The organism is Chitinophaga sp. G7 BAM 1005 (assembly GCF_057126945.1).
Map to the genome: position 1 here is coordinate 2,408,522 of NZ_CP181478.1, position 22,686 is coordinate 2,431,207.

Annotated in this window: 24 protein-coding genes; 17 read left to right on the top strand and 7 right to left on the bottom strand. The window is 43.9% G+C overall.

The window, feature by feature from the left end:
* The first annotated feature begins 415 nt into the window (after nt 1–415).
* The gene (locus tag ACMXI2_RS09610) at nt 416–1,276 is read left to right on the top strand and encodes an AraC family transcriptional regulator (protein ID WP_298939022.1); all 861 of its coding nucleotides are present in this window, start codon (nt 416–418) and stop codon (nt 1,274–1,276) included.
* A gap of 27 nt (nt 1,277–1,303) precedes the next feature.
* On the opposite strand, the gene mobC is transcribed toward ACMXI2_RS09610, so the two are convergent.
* The 5 genes from mobC to ACMXI2_RS09635 all read right to left on the bottom strand — a co-directional run bounded on the left by mobC (nt 1,304) and on the right by ACMXI2_RS09635 (nt 6,811).
* Nucleotides 1,304–3,301 carry a conjugal transfer protein MobC gene (mobC, locus tag ACMXI2_RS09615; RefSeq protein ID WP_434363121.1) on the bottom strand — a complete coding sequence of 666 codons (1,998 nt, stop codon included), beginning with the start codon at nt 3,299–3,301 and terminating at the stop codon, nt 1,304–1,306.
* Nucleotides 3,302–4,001: 700 nt separating this feature from the next.
* On the bottom strand, nt 4,002–4,805 hold the full coding sequence (locus ACMXI2_RS09620) for an SDR family oxidoreductase (RefSeq protein ID WP_298939020.1): 804 nt from the start codon (nt 4,803–4,805) through the stop codon (nt 4,002–4,004).
* A 24-nt stretch (nt 4,806–4,829) separates the two neighbouring features.
* A complete protein-coding gene (locus ACMXI2_RS09625; RefSeq protein ID WP_298939019.1) occupies nt 4,830–5,870 on the bottom strand; it encodes an MsnO8 family LLM class oxidoreductase in 1,041 nt (346 codons plus the stop codon).
* 4 nt (nt 5,871–5,874) lie between these two features.
* Nucleotides 5,875–6,585, bottom strand: a complete 711-nt coding sequence (locus ACMXI2_RS09630) for an NADP-dependent oxidoreductase (RefSeq protein WP_326991501.1) — start codon at nt 6,583–6,585, stop codon at nt 5,875–5,877.
* Nucleotides 6,572–6,811, bottom strand: a complete 240-nt coding sequence (locus tag ACMXI2_RS09635; RefSeq protein WP_326991500.1) for an alcohol dehydrogenase catalytic domain-containing protein — start codon at nt 6,809–6,811, stop codon at nt 6,572–6,574. Before ACMXI2_RS09635 ends, ACMXI2_RS09630 begins: the two co-directional genes overlap by 14 nt.
* Before the next feature lie 84 nt (nt 6,812–6,895).
* Between ACMXI2_RS09635 and ACMXI2_RS09640 the strand changes: the two genes are divergently transcribed.
* Nucleotides 6,896–7,243, top strand: coding sequence for a winged helix-turn-helix transcriptional regulator (locus ACMXI2_RS09640; protein WP_298939017.1), 348 nt, complete (start codon nt 6,896–6,898; stop codon nt 7,241–7,243).
* Between the two features lie 64 nt (nt 7,244–7,307).
* On the opposite strand, the gene mobB is transcribed toward ACMXI2_RS09640, so the two are convergent.
* Together mobB and mobA are read right to left on the bottom strand one after the other, a co-directional pair.
* On the bottom strand, nt 7,308–8,621 hold the full coding sequence (gene mobB / locus ACMXI2_RS09645) for a conjugal transfer protein MobB (RefSeq protein ID WP_298939016.1): 1,314 nt from the start codon (nt 8,619–8,621) through the stop codon (nt 7,308–7,310).
* On the bottom strand, nt 8,618–9,061 hold the full coding sequence (mobA, locus tag ACMXI2_RS09650) for a conjugal transfer protein MobA (protein WP_298939015.1): 444 nt from the start codon (nt 9,059–9,061) through the stop codon (nt 8,618–8,620). Before mobA ends, mobB begins: the two co-directional genes overlap by 4 nt.
* A 733-nt stretch (nt 9,062–9,794) precedes the next feature.
* Here mobA and ACMXI2_RS09655 point away from each other — a divergent pair.
* The 15 genes from ACMXI2_RS09655 (at nt 9,795) to traK (ending at nt 22,680) form a co-directional block, all read left to right on the top strand.
* Nucleotides 9,795–10,562: a ParA family protein gene (locus ACMXI2_RS09655; RefSeq protein WP_326991499.1), complete on the top strand. Its 768-nt coding sequence runs from the start codon at nt 9,795–9,797 to the stop codon at nt 10,560–10,562.
* A gap of 12 nt (nt 10,563–10,574) precedes the next feature.
* Nucleotides 10,575–10,979: a DUF3408 domain-containing protein gene (locus ACMXI2_RS09660; protein ID WP_298939012.1), complete on the top strand. Its 405-nt coding sequence runs from the start codon at nt 10,575–10,577 to the stop codon at nt 10,977–10,979.
* Nucleotides 10,980–10,992: 13 nt separating this feature from the next.
* Nucleotides 10,993–11,283 carry a DUF3408 domain-containing protein gene (locus tag ACMXI2_RS09665; RefSeq protein ID WP_326991498.1) on the top strand — a complete coding sequence of 97 codons (291 nt, stop codon included), beginning with the start codon at nt 10,993–10,995 and terminating at the stop codon, nt 11,281–11,283.
* 11 nt (nt 11,284–11,294) lie between these two features.
* Complete coding sequence (locus ACMXI2_RS09670; protein WP_298939010.1) at nt 11,295–11,567, top strand: DUF3408 domain-containing protein; 273 nt, start codon at nt 11,295–11,297, stop codon at nt 11,565–11,567.
* Nucleotides 11,568–11,569: 2 nt separating this feature from the next.
* Nucleotides 11,570–12,202: a conjugal transfer protein TraD gene (locus ACMXI2_RS09675; RefSeq protein WP_326991496.1), complete on the top strand. Its 633-nt coding sequence runs from the start codon at nt 11,570–11,572 to the stop codon at nt 12,200–12,202.
* A 38-nt stretch (nt 12,203–12,240) separates the two neighbouring features.
* Entirely contained in the window at nt 12,241–13,926 is a 1,686-nt protein-coding gene (locus tag ACMXI2_RS09680) for a hypothetical protein (protein ID WP_298939008.1), read from the top strand.
* A 28-nt stretch (nt 13,927–13,954) separates the two neighbouring features.
* Complete coding sequence (locus ACMXI2_RS09685) at nt 13,955–15,073, top strand: hypothetical protein (RefSeq protein ID WP_298939007.1); 1,119 nt, start codon at nt 13,955–13,957, stop codon at nt 15,071–15,073.
* Between the two features lie 26 nt (nt 15,074–15,099).
* On the top strand, nt 15,100–16,737 hold the full coding sequence (locus ACMXI2_RS09690) for a hypothetical protein (RefSeq protein WP_298939006.1): 1,638 nt from the start codon (nt 15,100–15,102) through the stop codon (nt 16,735–16,737).
* A gap of 219 nt (nt 16,738–16,956) precedes the next feature.
* Entirely contained in the window at nt 16,957–17,262 is a 306-nt protein-coding gene (locus ACMXI2_RS09695; protein ID WP_298939005.1) for a DUF4134 domain-containing protein, read from the top strand.
* An 11-nt stretch (nt 17,263–17,273) separates the two neighbouring features.
* Nucleotides 17,274–17,606, top strand: coding sequence for a DUF4133 domain-containing protein (locus ACMXI2_RS09700; protein WP_298939004.1), 333 nt, complete (start codon nt 17,274–17,276; stop codon nt 17,604–17,606).
* Nucleotides 17,603–20,110, top strand: coding sequence for a TraG family conjugative transposon ATPase (locus tag ACMXI2_RS09705; RefSeq protein ID WP_298939003.1), 2,508 nt, complete (start codon nt 17,603–17,605; stop codon nt 20,108–20,110). The genes ACMXI2_RS09700 and ACMXI2_RS09705 overlap by 4 nt, the downstream gene beginning before the upstream one ends.
* Before the next feature lie 22 nt (nt 20,111–20,132).
* Nucleotides 20,133–20,348, top strand: coding sequence for a hypothetical protein (locus tag ACMXI2_RS09710; protein ID WP_298939002.1), 216 nt, complete (start codon nt 20,133–20,135; stop codon nt 20,346–20,348).
* Nucleotides 20,349–20,409: 61 nt separating this feature from the next.
* Entirely contained in the window at nt 20,410–21,042 is a 633-nt protein-coding gene (locus ACMXI2_RS09715; RefSeq protein WP_326991495.1) for a DUF4141 domain-containing protein, read from the top strand.
* A 3-nt stretch (nt 21,043–21,045) separates the two neighbouring features.
* A complete protein-coding gene (gene traJ / locus ACMXI2_RS09720; protein ID WP_298939000.1) occupies nt 21,046–22,041 on the top strand; it encodes a conjugative transposon protein TraJ in 996 nt (331 codons plus the stop codon).
* A gap of 15 nt (nt 22,042–22,056) precedes the next feature.
* On the top strand, nt 22,057–22,680 hold the full coding sequence (gene traK / locus ACMXI2_RS09725; RefSeq protein ID WP_326991494.1) for a conjugative transposon protein TraK: 624 nt from the start codon (nt 22,057–22,059) through the stop codon (nt 22,678–22,680).
* Nucleotides 22,681–22,686: the final 6 nt, after the last annotated feature.

Genomic DNA, 22,686 nt, shown 5'->3' on the forward strand with positions numbered 1-22,686 from the left:
GTTGAGTATGTATTTTTTAAAAACGCTTCCTAAATCTTTTTCCGAAAACCAAATATCATCGGGGTGCAGATGCAGAACGGGCGCATTGCTGCACCTGTCGGTACAGCCCATTGTCCCAGTCTGTACCTTTTTCTCCAGTCTGTATTTTTTGATATAATGTCCCAATAGCTTGCCTTTCTTCTTGCGGCAATTGGGCCCTATACATTGGTAAAATATGATCTTGTCGCCGGTTGCTTCCAAATTTGCCATTCACTTTTCTTTAATTGATCTTTCAGCGGAAATGTCGCCCGTCCCGGGAAATGCGGCTGCCTTACAAATATTATATAGCACGGCACAACTTCATTTTTTGCAAAGGTAGATAAGGAAGAAAGGGTAAAACAGGTAAAAAACCGACATTTTTCAGTAGCTTTACTGCATGAAATCGTTGCAGCTATTTACAGATAAGGAAATCACCGTGAAGGAATTGGCATCTAATAATTCCGGCTTGCATAAACATCATTTTTTTGAACTCATATATGTTTTGGATGGCACCGGAATACATAATATTAATAACAACCGATTTGAATTTTCAAAGGGTGATGTTTTCCTGCTTACGCCGGAAGATGCGCACACCTTTGAAATAAGCACACCCACCAAATTCTGTATAGTAGATTTTACCAAAGGCTTTTTTGTGAAGAACCGCAGGGTTGGTGAAACGAAAGCCAATATCAGCGAATTGTATAAACAACTGGAATTTATCTTTCATAATCATCATAACGTTCAGGGCAGCATTGTATCCGATCCTGACAAACCGATATTCAAAGCACTGATCAACCAGTTGATCAAGGAGAAGGGCAAAAAACAATTCTTTGATGAGATCATTATCCAGGATATCATTTTTCTGCTGCTTCATTTCATTGCAAGAAATATACAGCAGAACATTTCACTATTTTCGAAAAGGGAAAACCCCAAAAGCAGGGTACATGAAATTACGGCATATATACAGCAGCACATTTACGATAGTGAATTACTAAAAATCAGCAGTATAGCCACTCATTTTGGCAAATCGACCGACCATCTAAACAGATATTTTAAGGCTGAGACGGAAAGCACGATTAAAGACTATATTATTCGCTACAAACTCAATTTAGTTACAACAAGGCTTAAATTCAGCGACTTGACCATATCGGAGATAGCAGGTGAATTGAATTTTACGGATGAGAGCCATCTAAACAAAATGTTTAAAAGCGCATTTGGTAAAACTGCCAAACAATATAAGAATGACCACAAACATTAAGTTCTAATGTTTGTGTGACAACATTTTTTATTGTTGCACCAGGTGCTGCAAATCAGGATCGTTCTTTATACGGTCCAGCTCACTTTCGATCACCTGCACAATATCTGCTTTTACCTGCCGGTAATTAGCTTCGATTTCCTGCTTCATATTATCCGCTCCGTTCTCATCGGTAAAGGATAATATCTGCGGTATCTTTTTGTATGCTTTGGTTTCTGCCGTAACCTTTTCGTTATTCACTACAATTTCTGCATGAAAGATCTTTTGCTCAATGCGTTCATCAAAATTGTCGGACACGGCCCCTACGAACATACCCTGTGTTAAGGTAGAAATTTTGGAAGCCGGTATCAGGCTATCCATTTGTGTAGATATGGAAGTGGACTTATCATTGCGATTGATGGTCATGCTCTGGCGCTTCTGCAATACTTTACCGAAGCGTTCTGATAAGTTTTTGGCAGTTTCACCCACTACCTGTCCGCTGAAAATATTACCAACAGTATTCTGTATTACCTTGCTTTCTTTATCGCCATAATCGCGGGTTAACTGCGAATAATCCTGGAACCCTAAACATACTGCCACCTTGTTTGATCTGGCAGTTGCGATCAGGTTATCAAGTCCCCTGAAGTAGATCGTGGGCAGCTCATCTATGATAACGGAACTCTTTAACTGCCCCTTTTTGTTGATGAGTTTTACGATGCGCGAATTGTATAATCCTAATGCCGCAGAATAAATATTCTGACGATCAGGATTATTACCTACACACAATATTTTCGGCTCTTTGGGATTGTTGATGTCCAGTGAAAAATCATCGCCGGTCATCACCCAATAAAGCTGCGGCGAGATCATACGCGATAAGGGTATCTTGGCCGATGCTATCTGCCCCTGTAACTGATCCTGCGCCCCTCCCTGCCAGGCATCCATAAAAGGAGACAAATAATTTTCCAGGTCCGGGTAAGAAGTTAAAATCGTGAAAACATCCGCATACTTTTTATTCAGCAATTCTATTGCGTGTGGGAACGTGCAGTATTTGCCGTTTTCATAAATTCTCAAAAACCAAATAATGGCAGCTAATAAGATAATTGGGCTATCCACAAAAAAATCGCCTTGCTTCTGAATCCACGACCTGTTAAGATTGAGCATGATGGTATAGGCGGATTCGTAAGCATCGGATATATCCGTCATAAACTCAGGATTGATAGGATTACAACGGTGGCTCCTTCGCGGGTCGTCAAAGTTGATGACGTAAAATTTGGGCTTTACTTTATACTTGTTGGTATGTTTCAGCAGGTGATTGTAGGCAATGGTGGAAAGGTCATCGAACTTGAAATCGTAGATATACATACTGAAGCCCTTTTCAATATGTTGCTTGATGTAGTTGTTTACGATAGCATAGCTTTTACCGGAACCCGGAGTTCCCAATACGATTGAGGCACGAAAAGGATTGACTACATTGATCCAGCCGTTGTTCCATTTGCCTTTGTAATAAAACTTTGTAGGGAGGTTCACCGAATATTCATTCTCCATCAACTGGGTTTCCTGCTGGAAGCTCTCGTTCTCGTTGTTGAAAACATCATCCATCAGGTTATTGCGCAGTAAGCGGCTTATCCAAAGGCCCGCAACCATTAGAGCGATATAGCCTAATGAGGTGGTCAGTATGTAAAGCGTAGCGGCAGTCTCTGCGGGTAACTTTAAAAGGGGGATGTTTAGAAAGAATAGGATAAAACCAATGACCAATACGGTATTGATTTTTGTCCAGGTAATCTTTTCATTTTTTACGCCTTTAGTACCCAGACAGCTCAGCGCCAGTAACACCAGTGCAAAAATTTTGGTGTAAAGCGTATTTGAAAAAAGCCCTGCGGTGCGGTTGAAATTGGTCAGTATCTTACCGATGATTTCCAGTGTCCAGCCACGCCCGGCAAAGAACCCGTAACAGAACCAATAAAAGTGCATCAACACAATGATGATGCTTACCGCTCTCATAAAAGCCATGATTTTGGCTAATCCTCTCAGATCGTCTTCTCCCTGCATAATTCAATAAATTGAAGTGATGCAGGTGAATTTATAAGTTGTGATTATCGGTTGCCAGGGAGTGGCGGCAGATGGCTTTTAGTGGCAGTATTTGGCGTGTATAGAATCATTTATTAGATACTGCTGGAGCTGACATGCGCATCAATTAAATGGCAGGTAATCGGAGCAGTTTTAAATCCTTCAATAGAATCAGATTGATCTTACATTCGACGTTTCCCGTTTCCAAACAATTTGCTAAGCAAGCCCATAGCAATAAGTGTCTATGTGTTTTTTTTGCTGTAAAATAATTAAGGAGCCAAAATTGGCTCCTTAACAAAACTGGTGCAGTTTATGGCGAGTTATACCGAAAGCGCTTACGCGTTTTCAATTCCGGTTTTTCTCAAAAAATAACTTTTACAGTTCCGCTCCCGTGTAAGCAGGCAAATATCAAAAGCCCTAAGCCACATTTCCCGCATCCGGTTTAAAAATGCGAATCATCCGGATATTACCTTAATTGGTAAGTGGGCTATTATGTAATGCGGGCACGCGCTTTATCCAGGCGCGGGTGAGCGAGCTTCCCTTCACAGGCCAACAGCTCCTCGCTCATATCCCGTAGCCTGAACTACCTATGCCGCAGTGACACCTAAAATCGGTGACAACACCGGCTGTCCGGAATATTTTCTAATTTCATCCAATAGCAAAGTAACATTGGATAAATTGACTACTTGCCAAAAATCATTTTCCTGATTTCTTTCCTGAACGCTTCCGTGCCAATTTCCAATCGTCTGTTGTAGAGTGAAAAGGCATCTTCCCCTGCAAAATAGCGCAACTGATCTTTCTTGTCGGTTGCTGCCTCATAAACCACCTCCGCAATCTGTTCCGGTGTAGCGTATGCATCCGGGTGTGCCAATGCATGAACTTTCTTTGCTGCTTCATCATAAACAGGGTGCGGAACTATCTCCATAGACCTGCCAAAATCTGACCTGATACCACCTGGAACAATCGTTTTTACACCGATGTTGAACAGTCCCAGCTCATACGAGAGGCTTTCGCTCCATCCTTCCAATGCCCATTTGGTGGCATGATACGTGGAAACGAACGGAAATGCAACGAAAGCGCCGATTGCAGTCGTATTCAGGAAAAGGCCGTTATTCCTGTTTCTGAAATAGGGAATAAAGGCTTGGGTAACACGAATAGTACCTAAAAGATTCGTATCGATCTGGCGTACGATTTGTTCATCCGAAAGCGCTTCCAGAGCGCCGGACAACCCGTAACCTGCATTATTAAACACCACATCAATATCATGCAGTTCAATTGCCTGTTGGGCAACTGTTTTGATCTGTTCGGGATCTGCAATATCGAGCTGCAAGAGGCTTACGTTTTCCAACTGCGAAAGTTCAGTTTCCTTTTCAGGGTTGCGCATGGTGGCAATGACATTCCAGCCTTTTTGCTGGAACAGTTTGGCCGTGGCTTTCCCTAAACCTGTTGACGCACCTGTGATGAAGATAGTTTTCTGATTATTCATTTTGTAAAAATTTAGTTGTTTGCTTTAAGACATTTTTTCCTTTTCTATTGCCTGTGATAATAATTCAAATGACTTTAACCTGCCCAGATGGTTGCCTGAAATAAGCTGTATCATTATTTCTTCCAAGCCGAATGCTGCCTGCATTTGTTTTAATTCTCTGGCAACGGTTTCAGCTTTGCCGATGAAGTGCCTTGGGGGTTTGTTGGGATTAGTAAGGCGTTCCAACGTATAAGAGCCATTAAGCAATTCCAATGCTTCCTTTTCAGGAATAAAGGATTGGTTGACGGCTTCCCTTCTTCCCGCGTTAAGCAATTGCATAGAATACAATGAGGGCGCGGCAAGTTCCAATGCTAATTCGTCATTTTCGTGGGCATACACATATACTGTCAGCGTCAAACCCGGTGCTTTTCTTCCATAGGGCTTATTCGACGGCTGGAAATTTTCAATGTAATGGCGGGTAATGTCAAAAGTTCTTTGCTGGTCTGATGTTATAAATGCGGCAAAGACATAGGCCAAACCCAAACGGGCTGCCGCCTCAGCGCTCCAATCGCTTGTGCCCAGCAGGTAGACATTCGGTAAACTACCATCATTGTTTAGTTTTACCTGGCTGAATGGGTGGTTGGAAGGGAAATCATTCGTGAGCCAGGCCAGTAACTCCACCAACTGTTCCATTGAGTTATCCGCTTTTTGCAATGATGTACGGTTGCTCTGCAAAGCAAAGTCGGAATACTGTCCCGTGGTAGCACGGCCGATTCCTAAATCAATTCGTCCAGGATAAAGCTCGCATAAAGTAGCAAAGACCTCCGCCACTTTATAGGGGCTGTAATGGTTCAATAAAACGGCTCCCGAACCTACGTGAATACGCTTTGTATTGGCTGCTGCCGCAGCAGTCATGACCTCCGGCGTGCGTCCGGCTATGTGACCGATGTTATGATGCTCCGCAAACCATATACGTTCATATCCCAAATCTTCTGCAACTTGTGCGGTCTCGATGGTGTTTTGCAATGCTGTCCTACGGTTGCCGCCATAGGGTACATACGATATGTCCAATATTGAAAGTTTCATCCCGCTATTTGATTTGAACAACAATTTTTCCCTGTGTATGTCCCTTTTCTATTTCCAGGTGGGCTTGGGCCATATCCTCAAAGACAAAAGTTTTGGAAACGTGCGGTATAATTTTTTCTTCCTCCAGAAGCCCTGCTACAAACTTCATATCATCGCCACTGGCCTGCACCACATTATAAACGGCATGTACGCCAAGCTCTTTTGCTTTTTCCATCTGTTCCTTAGGAAGCTCTGACCAGAGACTGACCAGTGTACCACCCTTTTTCAATACTTCAAGACTGCGAAGTATATGGTCGTCCTGTTTCACTGCATCCAGCACATAATCAACATCCTTTACAACATCTTCAAAACGTTGTTTTTTGTAATCAATAAACTCATCGGCCCCTAAACCTATGACGAAATCTCTTTTGTCGGTAGAAGCAAGGGCGATAACATACGCGCCGTATAATTTTGCAAACTGGACACCAAAATGCCCCACACCACCACCTGCGGCAGTTATGAGAACACGGTCACCCTGTTTGATGCCTAATTTGCGGATGGCTTGCAGCGCGGTGAGTGCAGCCATTGTGGAAACCGCCGCCTGTTCGTGTGAGATATTTTTGGGTTTAACAGCAATCTGTGATGCAGGAGCAGCGACGTACTCTGCATAGGTTCTGCCCACACCTGGCAAGCCGATAAGCCCAAATACTTCATCTCCGACTTTAAAATCCAACATCACTACCGATCTCTACGATTTCACCGGAAGCGTCCCACCCTAAGATAATGGTGGCATTCTCAAAATAAGCCTTCTTCATTTCATTTCTCACACGGGCATCCGCCGGATTAATACCGATAGCCTTTACCTTGATCAATACTTCGTTTGATTTTATTTCAGGTGTCGGGATGTTTGCCAGGGCAAAGTTTTCTACCCCTCCCGATGTTTTTAAGATTATTGCTTTCATCTAATTTTACTTTAAACAGGTAAAATTACGTATCAAATGGTATAACTTTGTAACCACTATAACGGATGATACCAAAAAACAGCTATGGCAAAAAAGATTAATCAAGAGGAGCTGGCCGCAAAGACAAAGGCTTTGCAGGACACTATTTATGTCATCGGGGGCAAATGGAAACTTCCCATTATTCATTCAATATGTAATGGAAATAAACGTTTCAGGGATATTGAGCGCAGCATTCCGGGAATTACTACCAGAATGCTATCCCGCAATCTGAAAGAGTTGGAAGACAATAAACTAATTACCCGAACAGTGCGCACAGATGCACCGGTTACCGTTGAATACGTGTTCACAGAATATTCCAAAGAATACGGAAACCTAATTACTCAAATGATTGAATGGGGTAAAAAGCATCATAAAATGATAGTAGAAAAGTAAGCTATTGTTTGCCTGTAATTGGCAATGGCAGGTCTGTTCAAAACAATTTTCTGCTCCTAAGTTGTTACTGTTTGCCCTGTCTTTTGCTTTTCTTCTTTTTCCTCATCCGGTTAGCAAAATCCTGTTCCTCGTAATCTTCTCCCTGGGCTTCAGGCAATAACCCACCTAACCCATCTATAAGTCCTAAGTCTTCATTGAGGTAGGCAGGCTGTTCTTCGTTCAGAAAATCAAAAAGCTCATGGGTTTCGTCTGACGCTTCCCCGACATTTTTACCAGTGGTTGGCAATGGCGTGTTGATCCTTGCATCGTCGGCGTCCTGACGATGTTCTGCAAACTGCTCTTTCCACCAATCGTTAAAAACATTGGCTGAAAGATCTGTATCCAGTTGTGATCCATTCCAAACCGTACGGCTTTCATGGTCTATGAACGTCATGCCATAAATGCGCCCCTCCCCGGTGCGTCGTACAACGGTGTTAATGCCTTGCTCCATCAGTTGCTTTTTAAAATCGGCCTCGGTGCCGGTAAGGTGCATTGCCGCTTCAATGGTATTTTTGAGGATGGCTTTTGCTGGATCAGTCTTCATTTTTTTCTTGGCCTCGATAAAATGCTGTTGCAACGTGTCCCATCCGGCATCTTTACCAAAAAGGGATGACTTAAAAGGGTTACTGGCTTTTTCTCCGTGTTCGTTCAGCGCAAAATACACGATGCCGTGCCTGGACTGTCCATGTAGTTCTCCCTTTACTTCTTCAGCGGTAATATTGAACATCGAAAGCAGGGCATTGTAGGCTCCAAGCGTTTGGTACTGGTAATACTTTGGCAGGTGCCGCACTACGGATGCGATCTGGCTCTTAATGTCCCCGGCATTATAATCAACCGGGCGGAATAGCTGATCATTGCCGGTGCGCTGTTTCTCTGTTGCAGGTATGAGGTTATACTTTTGCTCCAACGCCCTGCAAGCATCCATCGAGCGCAGCTTCTCAAATGTGTCGGGTATCTTCTTGCCGTACCGGTCAACACAGGTAGACACAATATGGATATGCGTGCGTTCAATGTCGGTGTGCTTAAAAACGACATAGGGCTGTTCTCCGTAGCCCATTCGCTCCATGTAGTCTTTGGCAATCTGCCTGAAATTTTCATCCGTTACTTTATCACCGGGATCGGGATTGAGCGATATATGCAATACGGGCTTTTCGGTTTTTTTATTTGCGATGAGGTAAGGTTCAAAAGAACGGTATAACTGAGCTACCGAATAGCTGCCATCCGGTGTTTCCATAATCCTTTGTGTTGCTAAAACCTTCCCGTTTTCCTTGTCTACTTTAAGCTGATTGTAAGAAAGTGCACCTGTCATATTTACACCATGACCAATTTTCGCTATCATTTCTCCCCGCTTTTGTTCAGGTGTTTGACTTCAAACTCCTTTGTTAGCTCCATAATATCCCGGCATAATTTTGCGAGTTCTGCCGTTTGTTTTTCCAGTTTAAAGAGATAAGCGGCGGCCTTCTTCTCCGAAAAATTGCGGTAAAGGATCTTCACGACCTGGTTATAATTAATCCCAACTGCCCTGAACTGGCCGAACAACGCGGTTAGTCTGGTATAATAATCCATTGCGGCCATATCTACTTTCACACTCTTTACCGGTTTATCAAACAGTAAAGAAGTAACAAATTGCGCCTTGTTATCTGCTCCAGAGGCTTCAAAGAGCGATAGGAATTTTGCATTTTCTTCGTCCGTCAAACGAAATACATAACGGTGGATGCTTGGGTTTGCTTTAGGATTACGACCACCTTTGTATTGTTTCTTTTTCTGCTGTTCATTCATAACTATATAATTTTTAAAACGAGCGTCAGCGAGCTGATCGTTCAGTAATCCAACAAAAACCCCGACTTCGGAGGGTGTTTTCCGGCCCCCTGCAAGGGCAAGTTGTTTTGAGGCACGGAACAGGTTCCGAGTGCCTCAAAACACAACTTGCTCTGTTCGGGTGAACAGAAAAATCCGCCCTGCGGGACGGATTAGATAAAGCAGAAAAAAACGGCTGCGAGCCGTTCCACCTGTTACCTGTATGTTGTAATGTTCTTTCCATTTACCCATAGCATTGGAGCTATTACAAAGTAAGGGCTGCTTTGTCAAAGCATTACAGTGCTCCACACTGCCAAAGACTGCCACTGAACGCCAATGACTACCACATTCTAAAATATAGCTGCCCGAGGTATTTTCTTTGTTTCAAAGTTGTACAGGAGCACTTACAGAAAAAAGTGCGGAAAAGAAAAAAACAAAATGTATGTGCTGTTTCAAGCACATACAGAAAACAGGAAAAGAACACAGGTTTAAAAATGCAGGGGTGTAAAAGTATAAAGTTTTAAAACCATAAAAACGTAAAAGCAGCAATGTTTACAGAAACAAACCTTTACGGGTTTTCAGATTTAAGCAAAAGCATATAACAGGGAAACTGTAAAAAAACACAACGGTACAGCAACCCGGAAAAATGGTAAAGCAGAAAAGCGGCAGTACAACTGCACAATTTATCAAATGGACAATTTTAAATTTTAGAAAAATGGAAACAGTAAAAAAAACTTTAAAAATCAGCTTCTCCACACAAAAAGGCGGCGTGGGAAAATCAACCATAACAACCCTGCTTGCCAGCTTGCTCCATTACCGGCTCGGATTTAATATAGTGGTACTGGACTGCGATTTTCCCCAGCACAGCCTAAGCAAAATGAGGGAAAGGGATCTGAAGACCGTTATGCAGAACGACTATCACAAAAAAGCTGCAATGAAACAATTCCAGGCTATCAATAAGAAAGCCTATCCCATTATCCGTTGCAGGGCAGATGAAGCGCTGGACAAAGCGTTGGAGTATGTGCAGCAATCGACGGCACACCCCGATATGATTTTTTTTGACTTGCCGGGAACGGCAAACACAAAGGGCGTGCTGACAACGCTGAAAGCAATGGACTTTATTTTTTCGCCGCTCACTGCGGACCGGTTTGTAGTGGAAAGTACGCTCGGATTTGCAAAAGCATTTCTCCAGCTTCCTGAAATTGAAAACGCCAATAAAGAGCAGGTATTCTGGTTGTTCTGGAACCAGGTGGACGGCAGGGAGAAGACGATGCTTTACGATGCTTACCAACAGGTGATCGGACAGCTTGGCCTTTCCATTATGGATACAAGAATTATGGACAGCAAGCGCTTCCGCAAGGAAACGGACGATACGGGCAACTACATCTTCCGTTCAAGCCTGCTTGCGGCAGAACCGGGCCTGCTGAAAATGACTAAAATGGATCTCTTTGTACAAGAGTTCTTAAAAATTGTTCATTCTTAAATCAGTTGTGATATGGATACAGATAACATAAAGAAAGGATTTGAGAAGCCCAACGTGGATGAGGATTACCTGATGAACATTATGAGCGGCGCTGAACCTGCTCCGGTAACAAAGACGGATAAGGATCAGGCGGAGCATAAAGAGCCTAAAGCCCGTGAAAAAACAAAGTCTGCTTCATCAAAGAAAATTGACTACGAAGATGTTTTCTTGACCAATCGTTACCCTTCCGGAAGAAATGGGAAAGTGGTATATATCAGACCGGAGTTTCACGAGCGGCTGCTGCGGATCGTTCAACTGGCAAGGGAGGATAAAACGACACTCTATTCCTACATAGACAATATTCTCGAATATCATTTCAGGGAATTTGGCAACGAGATAACGGATTATTTCAATGACAGGTATAAACCCATTTTATAGTAAAACAAAACCAATGAAAAAGAATATTAAAAACGCAAAGACCATACAGGCAGGTAATGGCTCCGTTAAAAAAGAAAGCTACGGAACCCAGTTCCTGAAACAGCACGCAATGGCGTGCCGGGGTGAAAAATCGATCTACATACGCCCCGAATACCATGAGCGTATCGTTAGGATTGTTCACGTCATTGGAGATGATAAAATCCCGTTGTACGCTTATCTGGACAATATACTTAAACATCATTTCGAGCAGTTCGAGCAGGCAATTACCAAGGATTTTAATGAAAAGTTTAAACCCATTTTTTAAAGTATTGGATCATGAAAAAGACAAATCAAAAACAAAGGAACACGTTACGCATTGCCGAATATCAATCGGCATTCTTAACACCTACCGGTTTTTTGGCAAAGGACGGGAAAACGGTATATGTCAGCCCGGAGTTCCACGAAAAACTGTCCCACATTGCATTTATACTTGGTGCGGGAAAAATTACCATTGCTGATTATCTGCATAGTGTTCTGAAGCACCACTTCCAGGATTTTGGCCAGGAAATAAAAACCATTTATAACGACAAGAACAAACCTATATTTTAGTTATGGAACTGCTGATTTTAATATGCCTGCTCATCGTCATTGTTCTGCTGGCGAAGGACAAAATTACCATTAAAAAAGTGGAGCGGAACAATCGGCAACAGCCTCCTGTAAATCCTGATTTACCGGAAATAATGGGCCAGCCAAAGCCGCCTGTACGACAAGCAGTGCCAAGTAATGCCACCCAACGCCATTTAGCTAAACCGAAGGTTACGGCTGATAATTTTGAAACAGAAACCAGTGAAAAGGGTTTCGCAAGGGAAATTCCGCAGGAAGAGCTGGATGAAGTTTTTGGGGACGGCCCCAACCTTGAAGAAGAGGAAGAAGAATGGAATGGATATGGTTATCCGAACGGCGATGACGGTTTTGCCACAGGGGTTACCTTCGACGAACTGAGTACCGTGGGGGCCTTGTTACAGCAAGAAGTGCTGGAACCGGCCTTGCAGCAAAAAGCGGTGGATATAGTTCAAAGGATACAGGGAACCGAACTATTCAGCCTTTTGGAAAACTCAATGGAAGGCGCTTCCCGAAAGATTGCAGTATTATTGGACAGGAGCCTGCCGACAGGAATGGATTCCGGTTCTTCCGATTTGCGGAAAAATGATCTGAGTGACTTTGACATTGGGGAGTTTGTCTGAAAAGACAGCTCCCTTTTGTTTTTCAAAATTAAAGGGAGATGGAAAGAACATTGCCAAGTATCCAAATTGAAGGAACGGAGTTTATTATAGATGTTCTCAGAGAAGAACTAAGGGAAAAGAATAATCCGCAAAATGTAATGCCCATAACTGATATGCGGTACACAGGAAATAACAATGGCTATTTCTTCTATTATGATTTGGGTACAAAAAATATTGTTGACGAAAGTAAGATCGTTGATCTTAGTTATATAGATGACTTTCCGAGGGTGGAAATACCCGAACTGACCCGCATTGACCCATTAGGTATGGCGGAGAAGTATAGGCGGCCATTGAAAGAGGTGATCGGAAAGTCCGATCTCGATCTGATGATTGCGCCGGGCAGCCCGCTCGACTTACGGTTAAATAAAGGCATCCTGCCCACGCTGGATATTGCGGGGCATACCTTTTATGTAGACCTGCAAATGTATAAACTCCGCCCAAAGGATGACTTCAGATCCAAAGGCATAGGCTTTGACCAAATACAGCAATATTATGATGACGAACGGCAAGCGTATGTAATACCTTATAATCCTGCTACACGAGAGTTTCAGCAGCACAATACTTCCGCCCTGACTGAACTCCCGAAAGATTTTATTATGGTACGGTTTCCCCATGCTGCCGAAATGGATGAACCGGGCTGGGCAAAAAAATACGGTTTCAGTCTCCCCAACTTCAAAAGCCTGGAGTCTTTCCAGATGCATCATGAAGCCCGCATCCTGCCCTGGGAGGAAACCGATGTGCCGATGCACATAAAGCGGAATACCGCCGAGCAATTAAGACCAAAAGAAGAATATGAAGTCAATGATATGCGTACGGATATCCCTTTTAGGCTACCCACCGATACGGCAAGGGCACTTCCAATACTCAACATACATGGGACGGAATTTATCGTGGATGTGAACCGTTTGGAGCTGCGGGAGAAAGCCAACCGGCAAAATGTTATTTCCTTTTTGGACATGCGGGAGCTTCCCGGTTCAGGATATGAGTTCCCTTACAGCCGAAAAAGTAAAGGCTTGCCCGGAATAGATCAATGGGATTATACCGTTGTCCAGATACCTGACTTCGTAGAGCTTGACCCGGCTGGTATGGCAAAAAAGCATGGCGTACCGGAAAGTGAAATACAGAATATGTCCGATTTTGATCTGATGGTAGATCAGACTGTCATTAATAAGCTGGAACAACAACAGATGTTGCCTACTATTGATATTGCGGGCCATACTTTTTATGTTGACCTTGCAAGGGACAGGCTCCGTCCCAAAGATGATATATGGTCACGCGGTATCATCTTCTCTGAACTTGAATATTACTACTCGCCGAAAAACGAAACATATACCATTCCCTATAATCAAAAAACACATACGTTCCAGGAAGTAAGTCTGAGCAGCAAAGAAATCCCGAAAGATGTAATCGTTGTCCAGATACCTCATGAAGATTGGCTGGACCCCATTTGGGCGAACCGGAGATACGGATTTAATGTAGTGGCCGGCCTTAAACAGAAAGGGCCGCAGTTACATTTTCAATCGAATATTATTCCGTGGGATCAGACCCGCTTTGCGGAGACCGTCAAAAGGAACAATAGCCAGCGGGTTAAGCCGGATCAAAAATCACCCATTATTTCTGTATCCAAGAAAAGCATCCCTGCGCATAACGTTCATAAGGTAAAGAAACGCGGGCGCAGCAGGTAGTCATTCAATTAAATTAAAACACACGAACATGGTTTCAAAAAATGATCCCGACTATATATTCGAGGAATATAAAGGACATACCATCGCCAGCCACAGGAACAATGTTGCTGAAAAGAACATCAATAACCTCATTATTGTTTATCGTACAGAAGACTTTCCCGAATACGGGTTTATAGTTGGTCTTGATGATTCCAAGCTGTCCGGGCGCAGGAAATCGTTTCCTCATAATATGGAAGACGCAAAAGGCTATATTGATTGGGTGGTTGAAGTGCGCCAGCAAAAAGAAGCGGCAAAAACAGAGCGGGAAAAACCAACGATGTTCATTGAAGGAACGGAATTTATCGTTGACGGGCTCAAAGATGAATTGCGGGAAAAAGCCAACCCGCAAAATGTGATGCGCGTAAAGGAAATGCAATATGTTGGTAACGGAAACGGATATACTTTTCATTATGATGTAAGTACCAAAAATTTTCCTACCAATGAAAGAAGAAGGGAACTGGCCTTTACAGATTCAACCGATCTGCAAATGGTGCAAATACCTGAGTTGACCAGCATTGACCCCATTGGTGTGGCCCAAAAATATAACCTGAGTTTGGAGGAGGTAAAAGGCAAGATCGACTTTGAGCTGACCATAGAGCCGGGCAGCCTGCTGGACCTGCGCTGGAATAAGGGCGTGTTGCCTACACTGGATATTGAAGGGCATACCTTTTATGTGGATCTACAGATGGATATGCTGCGCCCAAAAGATGATTTTAGTTCCAAAGGCATCGTGTTCTCCGAAATCGAGAAATTCTATGATCATGATACGCAACGCTACTTTATTCCATACCACCCGAAAGCACATGAGTTCCGGGACATAGATTACGAAACGATCACGCAAATTCCCAAAGACCTAATGGTTGTCTCCTTCCCGAACGAAGCCATACTTGACCCTGTTGGGTGGAACAAAAAGCATGGCTTTGACCTGATCGATGAAATGAAAGAACCGGGATTACGGATGAACTTTAAAGCCGTTACTGAAACCTGGGAACATATTTATGTACCTGAAAGGATCAAAGAGAATCTGGATAAGCTGCAAAAGGAGTCGAAAAAGGAAAAACCGGATCATACGGTTGACAAATCCCGAAAACGCGGGCGCAAGATGTAGCAACTGATGTATTAAAAAATGAAAAAATGAAAAATGACAAGCCAACGGTGATCATTGAGGGCACGGAGTTTCTCTTTGACATTGACAAAATAGTCCTTTCAGAAAAGGCAAATCCAGGCAACCGGATTTACTTTTCATCTATGCGGAATTATGAGACGCACTATGAGTTTGATTACAGCGGGGTTTCCAAAAAATTCCATGTTTTGCATTCTCCTTATCTGCGGAACAAACCTGTTGTTTTAGGCAAACCCGAAACGGCGCCCGCAGGTGATCCGCTTATTACCGTTAAGATACCCTGCATTGGTGAGATTGATCCGGACGGCATGTGCCGCAAATACGGGTGCACATTGAAAGATATTTCGGAAAAAACCGATTTTGAGATTATGGTAGACCAGGACATTTTTGGCAGAAGGATGGACGGTATTCCTGTAACCATAGACCTCGCCGGGAAAAGATTTGAAATTGATGTAGCTGGCAACGCATTACGTCCGCAGGATGGCAACGGGGAAACCATTTACCTGAACGCGCTGTATGATTACTTTTCCATAGACCGTGAATCGTATCGCCTGTTTTACAACACATCAACCTCCAGGGTTGAAGATCCGTTCAGGGATGGTACTATTGACAAAAACACTGACCGTTTGATCCTGGAGGTTCCCAGTCTATCCGACCTTGACCCCATCGGCACCAATTTGGGGTACGGGAATGATCCCCGCTATGGATTGATGTACAGGACGCTTACCATGCATTATGATCCGCAGACCATTCCCTATGAAGAATATATCAACACCTTGAAAAGCGAGCACCATTGGGCACTTCATAACCTGAATACCAAACCTTCAAAACCGGACCTGCCTACAGTGGATATAGAAGGAACAGCCTTCGTTGTTGATGTGAGCAAATTTGAACTTCGGGAAAAAGCCAATGAAGGCAATGTAATTTCCTTTAAAGATATGACAGACTTTGGTGAAGGGTATTCTTTTGAATACAACAGGAAAACTAAGAATATTCCCGATGTATTTGAGAAAAGCGATGTATTGATAGAGATACCGGAATTTGTGGGGCTTGATCCCGTTGGTATGGCACAAAAGTATGGCCTCACCGTGGATGAGGTAAAGACTAAAACTGATTTTGAACTGATGGTGGATCAGTATGCTTTTGACCTGCGGTTGAATAAAGGAAGGCTACCTACTGTTGATATTGCCGGTCATCTTTTTTATGTGGACATACGTATGGATATGCTGCGGCCAAAAGATGATTTTTTATCTAATGGAATAGTGTTCGATGAAATCGATCATTATTTTTCTGAAGACAGGAACGCCTACCTGATACCCTACGATCCAAAGAAACATGAATTTAGGGAACTGGATTACGATAAGATCACTGACTTTCCAAAAGACCTGATAGCGGTTCAGTTCCCATTCCAGAAAGACCTTGATCCTATTGGGTGGAACAGGCACGGTGGTTGGGATATAAAAGACGACTTAAAAAAGATCGGCGTAAAATCCCATTTCATCGCTCAAACAATTCCGTGGCAGCAAACATACTTGCCGGAAATTATAAAGGAGAACCTGAAAAGGCAACAAAAGCAGGCGAAAAAACAAAAACCGATGATCAAACCGCCAGTAAATAAATCGCAAAAAGGTAAAGGTCGAAAGATGTAGATCGACTAAAAAACTGCTGCTTATTGTACTTCATTTTCAAGTGTCAGGATTGTAGAATCCTGACACTTTTTTTATGCCCCGAAACCTCATCACAAAGCCACCTACTGCCAAGTAATTCCACTGAAAGACACATCGTTAGAGCGCTTCAATTTCCATGACATTTTTGTTCCGAAGCCCGCATGAAGCGGGAAAGTAGTAACAAAATAATTCAGTTCAAACATGGAAAAGCAAAGAAAAAAAGTGTGGCTGACAGGCGCTGCATTGCTGTCAGCATTTGGTGTATTCGCTCAAGGAAATGGAGGTGCGGGCATCAACGAGGCCACACAAATGGTGACCTCTTATTTTGACCCGGCTACCAAATTAATTTATGCCATTGGAGCCGTCGTTGGGTTAATCGGAGGTGTTAAGGTGTACAACAAATTCAGCAGTGGCGATCCCGACACGAGCAAGACTGCGGCAAGCTGGTTCGGTGCGTGCATCTTCCTTATTGTGGCTGCTACCATCCTTCGTTCATTCTTCCTTTAATCCGACGCCCTATGAGTAAATACAATATCAATAAAGGCATCGGAAGAACAGTTGAGTTCAACGGATTGAAGGCGCAGTACCTGTTCATTTTTGCAGGTGGATTGCTCGGTGTGCTGATCCTTGTGATGGTGATGTATATGGCTGGGGTGAACTCCTATATCTGCCTGCTTATTGGAGCCGGTGGTGCATCGCTCATTATCTGGCAAACATTTGCGCTCAATGGTAAGTACGGTGAGCACGGATTAATGAAGCTCGGTGCAAGAAAAAGACATCCGAAGTACATCGTCTGTCGCAAGCCTGCACATCGCTACCTGAAGTTAACCCATAAATCCAGTGCCGTATGAGAAACACCGCAAAGACCACGACACTGGAAAGTAAGTTTCCGCTGTTCGCAGTGGAGAACCATTGCATCATCTCCAAGGATGCAGATATAACGGCATGTTTTCGGGTACATCTGCCGGAACTGTTCACCGTAGCTGCACCGGAATATGATGCCATCCATTCGGCATGGCACAAGGCGATCAAAACATTGCCGGACTTTTCCATTATCCACAAGCAAGATTGGTATATCAGAGAGAACTACGATCCCGACATTGCGCAGGAGAACCAGAGCTTTCTTGCAAAATCTTATCAGCGCCATTTTAATGAGCGCCCGTTCCTGAACCATTATTGCTACCTGTTCCTGACCAAGACAACAAAGGAACGAATGCGGATGCAAAGCAATTTCAGCTCGCTTTGTAAAGGTGTTCTTATCCCCAAAGAAATCAGGGACAGGGAAACCGTTCGCCGTTTTATGGAGGCGGTCGCTCAGTTTGAGCGGATCGTGAACGATAGCGGGTTTGTGAAACTGGAACGCCTTAGCGAAGAAGACATCATTGGTGCGCCGCAAAGCCTGGGATTACTGGAGCAATATCTTACCCTGTCAAGGGAAGCGGGGACAGCTATGCAGGATATCGGCCTGGGAAATGAGGAAGTACGTGTAGGCAATAAACGTTTAAGTCTGCATACCTTATCTGATACGGACGACCTTCCCGGAACGGTATCGGCAAATACCCGATACGAAAAACTTTCAACAGACAGGAGCGACTGCCTTTTATCCTTTGCATCGCCTGTAGGGTTGCTGCTTAACTGTAATCACATTTACAATCAGTATCTGTTTTTAGATAACAGCGAAGAGAACCTGCGCAAGTTTGAAAAGTCCGCACGCAATATGCACTCCCTGGCAAGGTACAGTCGTGCCAACCAGATCAACAAAGAGTGGATCGAGCGTTATCTCAATGAAGCGCACAGCTATGGGCTTTCCTCTATCCGGGCACACTTCAACGTGATGGCCTGGTCAGACGATCCGCATGAGCTGAAGCACCTGAAGAACGACACGGGCAGTGCACTGGCATTGATGGAATGCAAGCCACGGCATAACACCACAGACGTTGCCACGCTGTATTGGGCAGCGATGCCGGGAAATGCAGGGGATTTCCCGGCAGAGGAAAGTTTTTATACGTTCATTGAACCGGCATTGTGCTTCTTCACCGAAGAAACTAATTACCAGAGTTCACCCTCACCCTTCGGTATTAAGATGGCCGACAGGCTTACAGGCAAGCCTATTCATCTGGATATTTCAGATCTGCCCATGAAGCGTGGCATCATTACGAACCGCAATAAGTTCATATTAGGTCCGTCGGGTTCAGGCAAGTCTTTTTTTACCAACCACATGGTACGACAGTATTACGAACAGGGCGCTCACGTTCTGCTCGTGGATACCGGTAACAGTTACCAGGGACTCTGCGAACTCATTAAGGGAAAAACCAAAGGACAAGACGGTGTGTATTTCACGTACACTGAGGATAACCCGATTGCTTTTAATCCCTTCTTCACAGACGATGGTGTGTTCGATATTGAAAAAAGGGAAAGCATCAAAACACTCATTCTTACCCTTTGGAAACGTGACGACGAACCCCCGAAACGCTCCGAGGAAGTAGCGTTATCCAACGCTGTGAGCGGTTATATCGAACGCATCAAACAGCATGAGGATTATCCTTCCTTTAACGGCTTCTATGAATACGTACAGAGCGACTACCGGGAAGTGCTGGAAGAAAAGAAAGTAAGGGAAAAAGACTTTGATCTTGCCAACTTCCTCAACGTGCTGGAACCGTATTACAAAGGCGGCGAGTATGATTACTTACTCAACTCTGATAAGCAACTCGACCTGCTTTCCAAGCGCTTTATAGTCTTTGAAATTGACGCGATCAAGGATCACAAAATTTTGTTCCCCATCGTAACGATCATCATAATGGAGGTCTTCATCAACAAGATGCGCAGGCTAAAAGGTGTGCGTAAACTCATTTTGATCGAAGAAGCGTGGAAGGCCATTGCGAAAGAGGGAATGGCGGAGTATATAAAATATTTATTCAAAACCGTCCGGAAATTTTTTGGCGAGGCTATCGTCGTGACACAAGAAGTCGATGATATTATCCAATCTCCCATCGTAAAGGAAAGCATCATCAATAATAGCGACTGCAAAATTTTATTAGACCAGCGCAAATACATGAACAAATTCGATGACATCCAGGCAATGCTTGGCCTCACCGAAAAAGAAAAATCCCAGATCCTTTCGATCAATATGAACAATGATGCCAGCAGGCTTTACAAGGAAGTCTGGATCGGGCTGGGCGGTACGCACTCGGCTGTATATGCCACCGAAGTTAGCCTGGAAGAGTACCTGGCCTATACCACAGAGGAGTCGGAAAAAATGGAAGTGATGCAACTCGCCCATGAACTGGATGGCAATGTGGAAATGGCCATCAAACGCATTGCTCTTCAGAGGCGTGAAAAAGCAGACAACTATTAACCCATTTTAAAAAACTGGAAAGATGGAAAAAGAAAAAATCACACTGCCCATAGGGGGCAACAAGGCTTTAATATTTGAAGCCGATCCCGCAAACAAGGAGGATCAAGATTTTGCAAAACTATGTAAGGATGTTGCAGCCACCAAGCCTCAAAGCCTACAGGATTTTTTTATCCGGCTCAATGATCTGCAACAGAAACAATCCACTGGAGTCGGCAGAAAAACGGGCAGGAAGATATAATGCCTTCCACCTGAAGGAGACAAGAAAAATAATTATTAATCATTTTAAAAATCAGGAAACAATGAAAAAGATCATGTTAGTAGTGTGTACGGCAATCATGCTTGCCGTAGCACCTTGTGCAAAAGCGCAATGGGTCGTGACCGATCCCGGAAATCTTATATCCGGTATTCTCAATAGTGCCAATGAAATTGTACAGACTTCATCCACGGTGTCTAATGTGGTGAAAAACTTCAACGAGGTAAAGAAAGTGTACGACCAGGGCAAGGAATATTACGACAAACTCAAAGCCGTGAACAATCTTGTCAAAGATGCACGTAAGGTGCAGCAGACTGTTTTACTTGTAGGTGATGTTTCCGAAATGTATGTAAAGAATTTTGGAAAGATGATGAACGATCCCAATTTCACACCACAGGAGCTTTCGGCAATTGCTAATGGCTATTCCACATTGCTGAACGAAAGCACCGAACTGTTAAAGGAGTTGAAGCAGATTGTTTCCTCCAACGGCCTCTCACTGAACGACAAGGAGCGCATGGACATCATTGACCGTGTGTACAAAGAAGTTAAGGACTATCATAATCTTGTCCGCTACTATACCAACAAGAATATTTCTGTGAGCATTCTGCGGGCAAAAAAACAGAACAACACCAAAAGAGTGCTGGAGCTATATGGTACTGCTGAACAAAAATACTGGTAAGCTATGGAATGGGAAAATCTTCATCAACTCCTGCGCTCGCTGTACGATGAGATGGTGCCATTATCAGCAGACATGGCGGCAGTGGCAAAAGGTATAGCCGGGTTAGGCGCGTTATTCTATGTGGCTTTAAAGGTATGGCAGGCACTCAGTCGGGCAGAACCGATAGACGTGTTTCCTCTTTTAAGACCTTTTGCCATCGGGCTTTGCATAATGTTCTTCCCAACCATTGTGTTGGGGACTATCAATGCGGTATTAAGCCCGGTGGTGAAAGGCACAAATGCTATGCTGCAAAATCAGGTACTTGACCTGAACAAGCTGCAAGAACAAAAAGACCTGCTGGAAAGGGAGGCAATGCTTCGTAATCCCGAAACAGCCTATCTGGTATCGGACGAAGAGTTTGATAAAAAGCTGGACGAGCTGGGTTGGTCACCTTCCGACCTGGTAACGATGTCGGGCATGTACATGGAAAGAGGAATGTACGATCTAAAGAAAAGTATCCGCGACTGGTTCCGGGAACTGCTCGAAATGCTTTTTCAGGCGGCGGCATTGGTCATTGACACGATACGAACGTTCTTCCTGATCGTGCTTTCAATACTGGGGCCGATAGCTTTTGCCATATCGGTGTGGGATGGCTTCCAGTCCACGCTTACGCAATGGCTCACGCGATACATCAGTGTATATCTGTGGTTGCCCATCGCCGATATGTTTAGCTCTATGCTCGCCAAAATCCAGTCGCTTATCCTGGAGCGGGACATCGAGATGCTGGCTGATCCCACCTACATACCTGATACCTCCAATACGGTGTATGTGATATTCATGCTGATTGGCATTGTCGGCTACTTCACCATTCCAACAGTAGCGGGTTGGGTCATTCAGGCAGGAGGCGCAGGGAACTTTATGCGCAATGTCAACCAGACCGCATCGAAAACAGGAAATATCGCAGGTGCCGGTACCGGAGCTGTGGCAGGCAATATCGGTGGCAGGCTATTGAACAAATAATAATCATTAATAGAAATGGAATTTAAGACTTTAAGAAACATCGAAAACAGTTTCAGGCAAATAAGGCTATATGCCATTGTATTTGCCGTACTCTGCATCAGCGTGGTGGGATATGCCGTTTGGCAATCCTACCGCTTTGCGGAGCAACAAAGGCAAAAAGTTTATGTGCTTGACAACGGCAAATCATTGATGCTGGCACTCTCGCAGGACGCAAGTATTAACAGGCCGGTAGAAGCCCGTGAGCATGTACGTCGCTTTCATGAACTGTTCTTTACGCTGGCACCGGACAAAAATGCCATCGAAAGCAATATGAAGCGGGCGTTCAACCTTGCCGACAAAAGCGCCTTTGATTATTACAAGGATCTTTCGGAAAAAGGTTACTACAACCGGATCATATCCGGCAACGTACAGCAACGCATCGAAGTGGACAGTGTAGTCTGCAATTTTGACAACTATCCCTATGCCGTAAGAACTTATGCCAAACAGTTTATCATCCGTTCAAGCAATGTAACAAGGCGCAGCCTGGTTACCGCCTGCTATCTGGTCAACTCTGTTCGATCCGACAACAACCCGCAGGGCTTTAATATCGAAAAGTTTGCTGTGTTGGAAAACAAAGACGTGGAGGTCATAGACCGCTAAAATCAA

Excerpts from the sequence above, each read along its gene's own strand:
- ACMXI2_RS09610 (WP_298939022.1), top strand. The coding sequence starts at position 416 with ATGAAATCGTTGCAGCTATTTACAGATAAGGAAATCACCGTGAAGGAA.
- mobC (WP_434363121.1), bottom strand. The coding sequence starts at position 3,301 with ATGCAGGGAGAAGACGATCTGAGAGGATTAGCCAAAATCATGGCTTTT.
- ACMXI2_RS09620 (WP_298939020.1), bottom strand. The coding sequence starts at position 4,805 with ATGAATAATCAGAAAACTATCTTCATCACAGGTGCGTCAACAGGTTTA.
- ACMXI2_RS09625 (WP_298939019.1), bottom strand. The coding sequence starts at position 5,870 with ATGAAACTTTCAATATTGGACATATCGTATGTACCCTATGGCGGCAAC.
- ACMXI2_RS09630 (WP_326991501.1), bottom strand. The coding sequence starts at position 6,585 with ATGTTGGATTTTAAAGTCGGAGATGAAGTATTTGGGCTTATCGGCTTG.
- ACMXI2_RS09635 (WP_326991500.1), bottom strand. The coding sequence starts at position 6,811 with ATGAAAGCAATAATCTTAAAAACATCGGGAGGGGTAGAAAACTTTGCC.
- ACMXI2_RS09640 (WP_298939017.1), top strand. The coding sequence starts at position 6,896 with ATGGCAAAAAAGATTAATCAAGAGGAGCTGGCCGCAAAGACAAAGGCT.
- mobB (WP_298939016.1), bottom strand. The coding sequence starts at position 8,621 with ATGATAGCGAAAATTGGTCATGGTGTAAATATGACAGGTGCACTTTCT.
- mobA (WP_298939015.1), bottom strand. The coding sequence starts at position 9,061 with ATGAATGAACAGCAGAAAAAGAAACAATACAAAGGTGGTCGTAATCCT.
- ACMXI2_RS09655 (WP_326991499.1), top strand. The coding sequence starts at position 9,795 with ATGGAAACAGTAAAAAAAACTTTAAAAATCAGCTTCTCCACACAAAAA.
- ACMXI2_RS09660 (WP_298939012.1), top strand. The coding sequence starts at position 10,575 with ATGGATACAGATAACATAAAGAAAGGATTTGAGAAGCCCAACGTGGAT.
- ACMXI2_RS09665 (WP_326991498.1), top strand. The coding sequence starts at position 10,993 with ATGAAAAAGAATATTAAAAACGCAAAGACCATACAGGCAGGTAATGGC.
- ACMXI2_RS09670 (WP_298939010.1), top strand. The coding sequence starts at position 11,295 with ATGAAAAAGACAAATCAAAAACAAAGGAACACGTTACGCATTGCCGAA.
- ACMXI2_RS09675 (WP_326991496.1), top strand. The coding sequence starts at position 11,570 with ATGGAACTGCTGATTTTAATATGCCTGCTCATCGTCATTGTTCTGCTG.
- ACMXI2_RS09680 (WP_298939008.1), top strand. The coding sequence starts at position 12,241 with ATGGAAAGAACATTGCCAAGTATCCAAATTGAAGGAACGGAGTTTATT.
- ACMXI2_RS09685 (WP_298939007.1), top strand. The coding sequence starts at position 13,955 with ATGGTTTCAAAAAATGATCCCGACTATATATTCGAGGAATATAAAGGA.
- ACMXI2_RS09690 (WP_298939006.1), top strand. The coding sequence starts at position 15,100 with ATGAAAAATGACAAGCCAACGGTGATCATTGAGGGCACGGAGTTTCTC.
- ACMXI2_RS09695 (WP_298939005.1), top strand. The coding sequence starts at position 16,957 with ATGGAAAAGCAAAGAAAAAAAGTGTGGCTGACAGGCGCTGCATTGCTG.
- ACMXI2_RS09700 (WP_298939004.1), top strand. The coding sequence starts at position 17,274 with ATGAGTAAATACAATATCAATAAAGGCATCGGAAGAACAGTTGAGTTC.
- ACMXI2_RS09705 (WP_298939003.1), top strand. The coding sequence starts at position 17,603 with ATGAGAAACACCGCAAAGACCACGACACTGGAAAGTAAGTTTCCGCTG.
- ACMXI2_RS09710 (WP_298939002.1), top strand. The coding sequence starts at position 20,133 with ATGGAAAAAGAAAAAATCACACTGCCCATAGGGGGCAACAAGGCTTTA.
- ACMXI2_RS09715 (WP_326991495.1), top strand. The coding sequence starts at position 20,410 with ATGAAAAAGATCATGTTAGTAGTGTGTACGGCAATCATGCTTGCCGTA.
- traJ (WP_298939000.1), top strand. The coding sequence starts at position 21,046 with ATGGAATGGGAAAATCTTCATCAACTCCTGCGCTCGCTGTACGATGAG.
- traK (WP_326991494.1), top strand. The coding sequence starts at position 22,057 with ATGGAATTTAAGACTTTAAGAAACATCGAAAACAGTTTCAGGCAAATA.